This window comes from Haloarcula argentinensis DSM 12282 (assembly GCA_000336895.1).
In the GTDB taxonomy this organism is placed as follows: Archaea; Halobacteriota; Halobacteria; order Halobacteriales; family Haloarculaceae; genus Haloarcula; species Haloarcula argentinensis.
The window spans coordinates 405984-417472 of sequence record AOLX01000015.1 but is presented as its reverse complement, the minus strand read 5'-3'; the positions used below and the strand labels follow the sequence as shown (position 1 = coordinate 417472).

General features: G+C 64.3%; 12 protein-coding genes. 7 read left to right on the top strand and 5 right to left on the bottom strand.

The genetic code is table 11. From position 1 onward, the window contains the following. The 6 genes from C443_RS08875 to C443_RS08850 all read left to right on the top strand — a co-directional run. On the top strand, nt 1-723 hold a 723-nt coding region (locus C443_RS08875), incomplete at its 5' end, for an AAA family ATPase (RefSeq protein ID WP_005535694.1). A 129-nt stretch (nt 724-852) separates the two neighbouring features. Further along, on the top strand, nt 853-1434 hold the full coding sequence (locus C443_RS08870) for a DUF420 domain-containing protein (protein ID WP_005535693.1): 582 nt from the start codon (nt 853-855) through the stop codon (nt 1432-1434). 65 nt (nt 1435-1499) lie between these two features. Further along, nucleotides 1500-2723: an HD domain-containing protein gene (locus C443_RS08865; protein WP_005535691.1), complete on the top strand. Its 1224-nt coding sequence runs from the start codon at nt 1500-1502 to the stop codon at nt 2721-2723. Nucleotides 2724-2744: 21 nt separating this feature from the next. Then, nucleotides 2745-3770, top strand: a complete 1026-nt coding sequence (locus tag C443_RS08860) for an amidohydrolase family protein (protein WP_005535690.1) — start codon at nt 2745-2747, stop codon at nt 3768-3770. 33 nt (nt 3771-3803) lie between these two features. After that, on the top strand, nt 3804-4262 hold the full coding sequence (locus tag C443_RS08855) for an SHOCT domain-containing protein (RefSeq protein WP_005535689.1): 459 nt from the start codon (nt 3804-3806) through the stop codon (nt 4260-4262). 72 nt (nt 4263-4334) lie between these two features. Beyond that, nucleotides 4335-4814, top strand: a complete 480-nt coding sequence (locus C443_RS08850) for a universal stress protein (protein WP_005535688.1) — start codon at nt 4335-4337, stop codon at nt 4812-4814. Between the two features lie 20 nt (nt 4815-4834). On the opposite strand, the gene C443_RS08845 is transcribed toward C443_RS08850, so the two are convergent. The 4 genes from C443_RS08845 to C443_RS08830 all read right to left on the bottom strand — a co-directional run bounded on the left by C443_RS08845 (nt 4835) and on the right by C443_RS08830 (nt 9686). Beyond that, nucleotides 4835-5782 (bottom strand): biotin--[acetyl-CoA-carboxylase] ligase, encoded by a 948-nt coding sequence (locus C443_RS08845; RefSeq protein ID WP_005535687.1) that lies wholly within the window; start codon nt 5780-5782, stop codon nt 4835-4837. Between the two features lie 61 nt (nt 5783-5843). After that, complete coding sequence (locus C443_RS08840; RefSeq protein ID WP_005535686.1) at nt 5844-7688, bottom strand: acetyl-CoA carboxylase biotin carboxylase subunit; 1845 nt, start codon at nt 7686-7688, stop codon at nt 5844-5846. Nucleotides 7689-7827: 139 nt separating this feature from the next. Then, nucleotides 7828-8133 (bottom strand): hypothetical protein, encoded by a 306-nt coding sequence (locus C443_RS08835; protein WP_005535685.1) that lies wholly within the window; start codon nt 8131-8133, stop codon nt 7828-7830. A 2-nt stretch (nt 8134-8135) separates the two neighbouring features. Next, nucleotides 8136-9686 carry an acyl-CoA carboxylase subunit beta gene (locus C443_RS08830; protein WP_005535684.1) on the bottom strand — a complete coding sequence of 517 codons (1551 nt, stop codon included), beginning with the start codon at nt 9684-9686 and terminating at the stop codon, nt 8136-8138. A gap of 141 nt (nt 9687-9827) precedes the next feature. Here C443_RS08830 and C443_RS08825 point away from each other — a divergent pair, with 141 nt between their 5' ends. Further along, entirely contained in the window at nt 9828-10451 is a 624-nt protein-coding gene (locus C443_RS08825) for a uracil-DNA glycosylase family protein (RefSeq protein ID WP_005535683.1), read from the top strand. Nucleotides 10452-10508: 57 nt separating this feature from the next. Here C443_RS08825 and C443_RS08820 read toward each other — a convergent pair whose 3' ends face one another. Continuing rightward, nucleotides 10509-11300: a helix-turn-helix transcriptional regulator gene (locus tag C443_RS08820; protein WP_005535682.1), complete on the bottom strand. Its 792-nt coding sequence runs from the start codon at nt 11298-11300 to the stop codon at nt 10509-10511. Nucleotides 11301-11489 lie beyond the last annotated feature (189 nt).

Below are 11489 nucleotides of genomic sequence, written 5' to 3'. Positions count from 1 at the left end.
GAGATGCCCCTGAAGAGCCCCGAGATGTTCGAGGACGTGGGCATCGACCCGCCGAGCGGCGTCCTGTTGCACGGTCCGCCCGGCACCGGGAAGACAATGCTTGCGAAAGCCGTCGCCAACGAAACCGACGCGACCTTCATTAAGATGGCCGGCTCCGAACTGGTCCACAAGTTCATCGGCGAGGGTGCGAAGCTCGTCCGCGACCTGTTCGAACTGGCCCGTCAGGAAGAGCCTGCCGTCGTCTTCATCGACGAGATCGACGCTATCGCGGCCAAGCGAACGGAGTCGAAAACCTCCGGTGACGCCGAGGTCCAGCGGACGATGATGCAGCTGCTCTCGGAGATGGACGGCTTCGACGACCGCGGTGACATCCGAATCATCGCCGCGACGAACCGCTTTGACATGCTCGATCGGGCCATTCTCCGCCCCGGCCGCTTCGACCGCCTCATCGAGGTTCCGAACCCCGATGTCGAGGGTCGCAAGCAGATCTTCCAGATCCACACCCGCAGCATGAACGTCTCCGACGACGTGGAGTTCGAGGCCCTGGCCGAGGAGATAACGGATGCCTCCGGTGCTGACGTGAAGGCAATCTGTACCGAGGCCGGGATGTTCGCCATCCGCGACGACCGCACCGAGGTCACGATGGCAGACTTCCACAACGCTTGGGAGAAGATCCAGCAGGAAGAGACCGACGACGAGGACGTCTCCCGGACGTTCGCCTGATTTCGGTTAGCGCTTCTCTCCGATTCTCCGCGCTTTTGCAGGTCAGTAGTCACTGCTTCGACCCGCAGTTGCGCTGCTGTCCCCGCCCATTTCAGAACACAGTTACCACTCCGGTCCCGAATTACTAGTATGGCCGTCGCAGACACACTCCAGTCGCGTGCCCGCGCTCGTCCGCGGCTTGTCACCGCTGTTGTCTCGGTCGTTGGCTACGCGCTCGTGTTCGGCGCGTTCGGCGGCGTGTTACCGCTGCCGGAGTTCTCGAAGGACATCGTTATTCTGCTGGGTGATGCAATCGCTGTCGTCAACAGTATCGCCCTGCTCGCAATCATCGCTGGCGTCTACTTCATCAAGAACAACCAGGTGCGGAAACACCGCGCGGCGATGTTGACCGCGTTCACGCTCATCATGGTGTTCCTGACGCTGTACATCCTCAAGGTCGGCGGCGGCTTCGAGAAGGAAATCGTCGCCGAAGGGTTCGTCTGGACGGCGTACATCGCGATGCTCGCCATCCACATCCTGCTGTCCGCGGTTTCCGTGCCCGTCGTCGTTCACGCCGTCGTCCTCGGGCTGACTCACTCTCCCGCCGAGCTCAGAGAGACGATCCACGCCCGTGTTGGTCGCATCGCCGTTTCCGCCTGGGGGTTGAGCCTGTTCCTCGGGCTCGTCACCTACGTCATGCTGAACCACATCTACGGCTGGGTCCCCCGGTAGGCGACCGCTGTTGTGGCGCGTTCGGTGGCGAACGATTTTGCCGGCCGCCGCCGTAGGCCACGGCAATGACCACAATCAAGGACAGCGTCCACGACCACATCGAGGTCCAGGGCGTCGCGGCGGCGTTGCTCGACACGCCGCCGGTCCAGCGGCTCCGGCACATCTCACAGCTCGGCACGGTGACGCTCGTCTACCCCTCGGCGAACCACACCCGGTTCGAACACTCGCTTGGCGTCTATCACCTCGCGGACCGGGCTCTGTCCCACCTCGGCATCGAAGGCCAGCAGGCCGAACGGGTCCGAGCCGCGGCGTTGCTCCACGACGTGGGGCATTCGCCCTACAGCCACAACGTCGAGGCACTCATCCATCGCCGGACGGGTAAGTACCACGACGATGTGGACGAACTACTCGGCGACGGCCCCGTCGCGCGCGTGCTCGCCGACCACGGCCTCAATCCGGACCGCGTGGCCGGCCTCGTCGCCGGCGAGGGCGAACTGGGCCAACTCGTCTCCGGCGAACTGGATGTCGACCGGATGGACTATCTCGTCCGCGACGCCCACCACACGGGCGTTCCGTACGGGACGATTGACCACGAGCGGCTGGTCCGGGAGCTGTGTTTCGTCGACGGCGAACTCGTCTTAGACGAAGGGAACGTCCAGACGGCCGAGTCGCTCCTGCTCGCGCGGGCGCTGATGAACCCGACCGTCTACCAGCACCACGTCGCCCGCATCGCTAAATCGATGCTGCGGCGCGGGACCGAGGAACTGCTCGCAGCGACTGATACGACCGCCGAGACACTTCGCCGGTGGGACGACAACGACCTGCTCGTGGCGTTGCGGCAGTGCGAAGCGACGGCGGCGTACGCGCGGCGGCTGACCCAGCGGGACCTGTACAAGCGCGCCGTCTGGGCGGAGTGGCAGTCCGTGCCCGACGAGGTGCTGGCGGCCGACCACGACACGGTCGGCGCGATGGAACAAGCTATCGCCGAGGAAGCGAACGTCGACAGCGACGCCGTTGTACTCGACATTCCGCCCGAACCGTCGATGACCGAATCCAGCAGCCGCGTCCTCGTCAACGGTGAGGTCCGCCGGCTCGGCGAGCAGTCGACGCTGGTCAACGCCATCCGCGCCGCCCAGCGCGACCAGTGGCGGCTCGGCGTCTATGCGCCGGAAGACGAGAGCGAGCGGGTCGGTGCGGCGGCGATCCGCGAACTCGGACTCGACCTCGACGGGGCCAGAGTCCGGGACGTGCGGACGGGTATCCATGCGACCCTCGATGAGTTTAACTGAGCGAGCGGGCGAACAGGGAACATGATTCTTGAAGGGACGATTCTGACGGGACGGTCGTTCGAGGCTATCGAGGGCCGCGTCGTGGTCGAAGACGGAGACATAGTCGCCATCGAGGAAGCTGCGGTCGACAGCGACGACATCGTAGCGCCGGCGTTCGTCAACGCCCACACGCATATCGGCGATTCCATCGCCAAGGAGGCCGGCGAGGGGCTCTCGCTGGAGGAACTGGTCGCGCCCCCGGACGGTCTGAAACACCAGTTGCTCCGCGATGCGAGCCGGGACGAACTGGTGGCCGCGATGGAGCGGACGCTGTCGTTCATGGAACAGTCGGGAACCGGCGCGTTCATCGAGTTCCGGGAAGGCGGCGTGGAGGGCGTCCGCGCGATACGGGACGCGCTAACCGGCGCGGACCTCGAAAGCGTAATTCTCGGGCGCGAGACGACCGACGCGATGGAGCTGGCCGACGGGTTCGGCGCGAGCGGGGCCAACGACAGTGAGTTCGGGGCGGAGCGACGCGCGACGCGACAGGCTGGGAAGCTGTTCGGCATCCACGCGGGCGAGGTCGATAGCTCCGATATCAATCCCGCCCTCGACCTAGACCCGGACTTCCTCGTCCACATGGTTCACGCCGAGTCGCTGCATCTCGAACGGGTCGCCGACAGTGAGATCCCCGTCGTCGTCTGTCCCCGGTCGAACATCGTCACCGACGTGGGCCGCCCGCCGGTCGAAGAACTGGCGGACCGGACGACGGTCGCGCTCGGGACGGACAACGTCATGCTCAACAGCCCGTCGATGTTCCGCGAGATGGAGTTCACCGCGAAGCTGTACGACCTTTCGGCTCGCGAGGTGTTGCGGATGGCGACGGTCAACGGGGCCGAGATCGCGGGGCTTGGCGGCGGGCTCATAAAGACTGGACAGCCAGCGCGCCTGCTGGTGCTCGATGGAGACTCTGACAATCTCTCAGGAGCACGGAACCCCGTTCGGGCTGTCGTTCGCCGGGCGGACACGGCTGATGTCCGGCACGTCGTCCACTCCGGGGCGGAATAATTCTTATCACTGCGGGAATAGTATTCTCGGGTAATGCCCTCCACCACTGACCGCGCCCTGAGTACACCACTGAAAATACTCCTGTATGGCCTGCTAGGGCTCGTCTCGTTCCTTGTTCTTATCGCGGCTGTGAGACTTGCGTTCGGACTGTTCTTCGGCCTCATCGGCATCATACTGGGGCTTCTCTCTCTGGCCGCCACCATCGGGTTTCTGGCGGCTGTCGGCTACGCCGTGTACTGGGTCGTGTCGAACGTCTTCGGTCAGGACGAGACGACGGCATCGACTACTGATGTGTCACGAACGCAGGTCACCCGCGCGACAGATGCGGCCAGTGACAGCGAGACAGACCCCGTCGAACGGCTCTCAGAGCGCTACGCCAACGGGGAGATAACCGAAGCTGAACTCGAACAACGGCTCGAACAGGCCCTCGATGGGACCTCTCTGGACGGCTCCGAGGCACCAGAGTCAGAACGGAACCGGGAGCTGAACTGAGCCGCCCCTCGATTGGTTGTTGTATGTTATCTGTTACCAAACTATATCCTTACAGCCAGTCAATAGTACAGTATGTACGACAGGATACTGGTGCCGACGGACGGATCGCCGGGGTCGCGTGCAGTACTCACACACGCTGAAACGCTCGCAAAGACGCACGACAGCGAGATTCACGCGCTGTACGTCATCGATACCGGCCGGTTCTCCACGCTCCCGAACGAACCGACATGGGAGGGCGTTACCGACTCGCTCCACCGCGAGGGCGAGATGGCGCTGGACATGGTCGAGCGTCTCGTTGCCGACGCTGTGACTGTCACGCGAGCTACGGCTGAGGGAAGCCCGAGCCAGGAAATCGTCGACTACGCGAGCCAGCACGGCTGTGACCTCATCGTGATGGGGACCCACGGACGTGGCGGCATCGACCGACTGCTCCTGGGAAGCGTCGCCGAGCGGGTCGTCCGGTCGGCCCACGTCCCAGTCGTCACCGTTCCGGTGGAGACGACGATACAAGACATCTTGGAGGACGAGCAGCCCGCCGGCGTCCCACGGTAACGTATCCCTCGTCGTAGCGCTCACTCCGCAATCGGGCGGAGGTGCTCACAGTCCCCCGCCGAGACGACTTCTCTCCCTGATTCTGTCTCGATGACGAGCGCGCCCGGGAACTGGATATCCACGGCTTCGCCCTCGATGGAGCCGCCCGGCGTCTCGACCCGGACCTGTTTGCCCAGCGTCGTCGCGTACTCCCGCCATGCTTCGACGACGTTCGCTGAGTCCTGACGGAGTGCGTCGAACTCCTCCAGTAGCCGCTGTGCGAACAGCCGCCTGTCGACCGGCTCGTCCCGTTCGGCCGAGAGGCTGGTCGGATTCGCGTCGTCGGGCAAGTCCGCGGGGTCGACGTTCGCGTTGACACCGATGCCGACGACGACCCAGGAGACGCGGTCGGCCTCACCCTCCATCTCGGTGAGGATGCCGACCAGTTTGCGCTCCTCGTCGCTGTGGCGGACGAGCACGTCGTTGGGCCACTTGATGCCGGCCTCGACGCCGGCCTCGCGGGCCGCCCGCGTTACCGCGACAGCGGCCGCGAGCGTGAACACCGGCGCGTGGGCCATCGGCACGTCCGGCCGGAACAGCACAGAGAGCCAGATTCCGCCGCTCGGCGAGTGCCACTCGCGGTCGAGTCGCCCCCGGCCGCCGGTCTGTTCGTCGGCAAGCACCACGGTATCTGACGCCCCATCTGCCGCAAGGTCTCGGGCGCGGGCGTTCGTACTCGGGATGCTGTCGTGGTACTCGACCGAGAAGGGTGCGTCAAGGCCGTATTCGACCGCGCTCGCCCCGAACTCCGGGACCGAGTCGAGGCCGTAGCCTGCGTCGTCGCTACGGATCTCAAACCCCTCGTCGCGAAGGGCTTCGACGTGCTTCCAAACTCCGGAGCGAGAGATGTCCAGTTCGTCGGCGAGGGTCGGCCCCGAGACAGGGCCGTCAGCCAGTGCGTCGAGTACCCGGTGACGTGTTTCGTTCATAGACGGGGCTTCGACCGGCCGGAATAAAAGGCGTCTGTCGCGCGGCGGTCAGTCCGCTCGCTCACCCGATCACGAAGAGCAAGTCGCCCATGTCGACAGACTCGCCCTCGCTGACGGCCACATCGTTGATCGTGCCGCCGCGCTCGGCGACGATGTCGTTCTCCATCTTCATCGCTTCGAGCACACAGAGGACGTCGCCGGCCTCGACCTCGTCGCCTTCCTCAACGTTGACCTCCAGAATCGTCCCCTGCATCTCCGCAGCGACTTCCTGCCCTTCTGCAGTGCTGGCACTGCCGCCGCCGCTGTCAGAACTACTGCCGCCCCGTGGCCGCTGTGGCTGGTTCCCGCCGTCGGCGTCCACGTCGCCGACGTTGATCGGGGGTGCGCCGCGCTCTTCGAGATCGACCTGGAAGCGCTTGCCGTTGACCTCCACGGTAAACTCACGTTCGACGACCTCCTCGTCTTCGTCGCCGTCGGATTCGGTGACAGTACCCCACTTCTCCTGTGCCTCTTCGATACGCGTCCTGTCGAGTTGTTCGTCGAGGTACTTCGTCGTGTGTGTGCCACCGACGAACTTCTCGTCGGTGAGCATCAGGCGGTGGAACGGAATGACGGTCGGGATGCCCTCGATGTCGAAATCTTTGAGCGCCCGTTTCCCGCGCTCGATACACTCCTCGCGGTCCTCGCCGTAGGTGATGAGTTTCGCGATCATCGAGTCGTAATCGGTGACGAGGTCGTCGCCCTGCCGGAGCGCATCGTCGAGGCGGACGCCGATACCGCCCGGCGGGTCGTATGTGTCGAGGCTGCCGCCGGTTGCGGGCGCGAAGTCGTCAGCGGCGTTCTCGGCGTTGATGCGGAACTCCATCGCGTGACCCTCGATTTCCACGTCGTCCTGATCGAAGGTGATCTCCTCGTCCATCGCCACCCGCAGTTGCCACTTGACGATATCGATGTCGGTGATCTCCTCGGTGACGCAGTGCTCGACCTGAATGCGGGTGTTGACTTCGAGGAAGTAGAAGTTCGCCTCCTCGCCGAGCAGTTCACCCTGCTCCCGGTCGGTGTCCTCTTCGACGAGGAACTCGACAGTGCCGGCGTTGTAGTAGTCTGATTCGCGGACGCCACGGCGGGCGGCGTCGCCGATCTTCTCGCGGAGCGCGTCGTTCAGGGCCGGCGACGGCCCCTCCTCGATGACCTTCTGATGGCGGCGCTGGAGCGAACAGTCACGCTCGCCCAGGTGCCTGACGTTACCGTGGTGGTCGGCGATGATCTGAACCTCGATGTGCCGGGGGTTCTCCAGATAGCGTTCGAGATAGACGGAGTCGTTCGAGAAGTACGCTTCTCCCTCCCGCTTTGCGCTTTCGAGTTGCTCTTCGGCTTCCTCGGGGTCGTGGACGATCTTCATCCCGCGGCCACCGCCACCGCCCTCGGCCTTGATGGCGACCGGGAAGCCGTTCTCCTCGCCGAACTCGATGACTTCCTCGGGGTCCTCGACGGGGTCGGTTGTCCCCGGGACGATGGGCACGTCGGCCGACTGCATGATCTTGCGAGCCTTTGTTTTCTCGCCCAGTGCTTCCATCGACTCGCTTTCGGGGCCGACCCAGGTGACGCCCTCCGTCTCTTGGACGCGTTCGGCGAAGTCGGCGTTCTCCGCGAGGAAGCCGTATCCGGGGTGGATGGCGTCGGCGTCGGCCTGCTTGGCCGCGTCGATAATCGCTTCTTGATCGAGATAGGAGTCTGCGGCACGGGCCGGGCCGACGTTGTACGCCTCGTCCGCATACCGGACGTGCCCGGCGTGCTTGTCGGCGTCAGAGTAGACGGCCACTGTGCCGATGCCCAACTCCTCGCATGCGCGCATCACGCGCACCGCTATCTCCCCGCGATTAGCGACGAGCACCTTATCGAACATACGCCCTCATACTGAGAGTCGGCCCATAAAACTATGCGCAGATAGTGGTAATCTTACATATATAATTATGTTAGTATGGAACATGACCACAAATTCAGTCAGAGCGCCGCCGATCAACTGACAGAAGAACTGTCCGCAGTTAGAACCGTTCGGTGCGCCCGGCGGCACTCCAGGGATCGGTTGGCGCATCCGAGCGAACCCGAACAGACCGCTTCTGCGTGGCTTCCACGCGCCCGGAGAACGACCACTGCTTGCCATCCCAAGAGTCACCGTCGTCTGCCGCCGCAGCCGCCGCGGCCGCTGCCGCCGCGCGCTGGCGGTCTGTGAGGTGTGCCCCGATAGCGACGGCGATCGCAGCCGCCTCATCCGTCGACGCATCGTCGAGTTGGGCGGCGATCTCCGCGATCAGGTCCGTATCGACAGCCGAGTCAGTGTCAGCCGCCATCGTCACAGTGGGATGTTGCCGTGCTTGCGGTCGGGCTGGTCCTTTCGTTTCCCCCGGAGGAGGTCCAGATCGTCGATGAGCCGCGGGCGGGTCTCCTGGGGTTCGATGACGTCGTCGACGAAGCCCCGTTTGGCCGCGGTGTAGGGGTTCGCGAAGGCGTCGCGGTACTCGTCGATGAGTTGCTGCCGGCGGGCCTCCACGTCGTCTGCGTCCTCCAGTTCGTCGTCGTAGAGGACGTTGACCGCGCCCTTCGGCCCCATTACGGCGATTTCGGCGGTCGGCCAGGCGTAGTTCATGTCCGCGCCGATGTGCTTCGACGCCATCACGTCGTAGGCACCGCCGTACGCCTTCCGCGTGATGACGGTCACCAGCGGCACGGTGGCCTCGGAGTAGGCGTACAGGAGCTTCGCGCCGTGGTTGATGATGGCGTTGGTCTCTTGATCTTTGCCGGGCATGAACCCGGGTACGTCGACGAACGTGAGAATCGGGATGTTGAACGCGTCACAGAACCGGACGAAGCGCGCGCCCTTCCGCGAGGCATTGATGTCGAGCGTGCCGGCGTTGACCCGCGGCTGGTTGCCGACGACGCCGACGCTGTGGCCGTCCATGCGGGCGAACCCGATGACGATGTTGCGCGCGAAGTCCTCGGCGACCTCGAAGAACGAGTCCTCGTCGACGATGCGCCCGACGACGTCCGTCATGTCGTAGGGTTTCTGTGGCGCGTCGGGCACAGCCGTCTTCAGCGCTTCGTCCCGCCGTTTGGGGTCGTCCCAGGGTTCGACCCGCGGCGGGTCCTCGACGTTGTTCTGGGGGAGATACGAGAGGAGATAGCGAATGTCGTCCATCGCGTCCTTCTCGTCGGCGGCCGTGAAATGGGCCACCCCGGACTCGGAGGCGTGGGTCTTCGCCCCGCCGAGTTCGTCGAAGCCGACCTCCTCGCCGGTCACCGTCTCGATGACGTCCGGCCCAGTGATGAACATGTGGCTGGTCTCCTCGACCATGTAGACGAAGTCCGTGATGGACGGGGAGTACACCGCGCCGCCGGCACACGGCCCCATGATGGCCGAGATCTGTGGGACGACACCGCTGGCCTGCTGATTGCGGTGGAAGATGTCGGCGTAGCCCGCCAGCGAGTCGATGCCCTCCTGAATCCGTGCGCCGGCGGAGTCGTTCAGCCCGATGATGGGCGCGCCCGTCTCGATGGCCTTGTCCATCACCTTACAGACCTTCTGTGCGAACGCCTCGCCCAGCGACCCGCCGAAGACGGTGAAGTCGTGGGCAAAGACGTACACCCGGCGGCCGTCGACTTTGCCATAGCCGACGACGACGCCGTCTCCCGGTACTTTCTTGTCGGCCATGTCGAAGTTCGTCGAGCGATGTTCACGGAGCGAGTCGATCTCGACGAAGGTGCCGTCGTCGAGGAAGTAGTCGATGCGCTCACGCGCGGTGAGTTTCCCGCGGTCGTGTTGCGCCTCGATTCGTTCCTCGCCACCGCCTCGTTCGGCCTCGGCTTTTCGTTCCCGAAGGTCCTCGACACGGTCATCGTGGCTCACGCGATATCACTTCTCCCGGACCGGAGCATATCCGACTCCTTGCGGGCATCCGAGAAAAGCGTTATCAAACTTAACCATTATTTCTCGTATTCGATAACCGAAACCGGCGGAGTTTTGAGCGATGGCCTATTGAATCCGCGCGTGAAGAACGTCACGGCCCGCCAGCACAACCCCTTCGGCTTCGACGCCCCGTGTGAGCCGTTTGTGCCGGGGTACGGCGACGCCAATGCCCACTTCCACGTCATCGGGGACCACCCCGGCGTCCACGGTGGCGCGACGTCCGGCATTCCCTTTACCGACAACCCCGCGGGCGAACGTCTCCAGCGGGCGCTTGTCGAGGCCGGACTGCTCGCCGAGGTCGGCACTCCGCCGACCGTCGAAAAGACGTATCTGTCGTACCTGTACATGTGCGGCGGCGACCCGCCGACAGAGGCGGACTACGACGACCTGGAGCCGCTGTTCGACACGGAACTCCGGGCCATCACTGCTCACGTCCTCCTACCCGTCGGCGAGCGCGCCACGCGACACGTGTTCGCGAACACGACATCGGAGCCGACCGAGTCGGTCGACATGGACGCGCGGCACGCCACGGAGGTCGTCGGCAGCGGCTGGCTCGTCTATCCAATCAAGGAGCCCGCGGAGTGGAGCGCTGAGGACGAGGACGCCCTCGTCGACGCGCTGACTGCGCTGCTGAAGACCGACTATCGCCGCGAGGCGGACCTCGGGCGGTTCCTGCCGAACGACGATCCGTATCTGGTCCGGTAGCTGCGTCGCAGCTGATTTTTACAGCGGTAACGGCTTCGGCGGTTCGAAACAGGGGTGTTACAGCGACCACTCGTCCGACAGCGGCTCCGCGGACGCCCAGTACGCGTCGAACGTCTCGATAGCCCACTCGCGGACGGCCGGCGCGGTCGTATCGATCGACGCCTGCAGGACACCGTTGTTGTCCCGCAACAGCAGATGCACCACGTCGTCGGCGATCATCACGGCGAGTGGCACACCGTCGTTTCGGACTTGGACTGACGCATCCGGTTCGGCACGCAGCGATTCGAGCCGATTCCGGAGCCGGTCGTCTGCTGCTAGTGCGTCTATCGCGCCGGGTGAGAACACGCCCGAGAACCGCTGCTCGCCGGCGGTGACCCGCTCCTGCACGACTCGAATCGCCTGGTCGTTGAACGCATGGGAGAACGTTCGCACTTCCTCGGCGTCCCGAAGCAGGTCGAGCAGTCGCTGGACCGGCGCGTTCGGGCGCGTCTGGCTCGGGACGGTTATCCTCGCGTCGGCCAGGTGTTGCAGGTCGAAGTCCATCGCATCGGTAGGCAGATACTGGACGATGTCGCGCAGCCGCCGCTCGGTTTCGAGGCTGCCGAGCAGGTCGGTGAACCCGTCAGCGACGATGCGACCCGTCGCCGTGGCGACGTATTCGCCCCCTGTTCGGCGAATCCACGACCGCTCTTCGAAGTCGGCGATGATACGCCCGAGCGTCGCCTGTGACGCGCCGGTTTCGGCCGCCAGTTCCCCGCGTGAGTGCGGTTCCGATGCCAGAAGTCGTAACACCTCGACCCGGTTCGAGGAGAGCGCGAGGAACTCGATCTCTTCGAGCGCCGATTCCATACCGCCGTGTTGGGAGTTCCATCCTAAAGCGCTTTCGCACTATGAAACAATTTCATACCGTGCATATCCGCCATGGGTGTTCGTCCGTTTCGCGTTATGTAAGATTTTCTAAACGGGCCTATAAGTCCCGATATCATACTGTAGAGTACGATGACTCAGGTTTCTCAACGTGCTTTCTCTGTCGGCTGT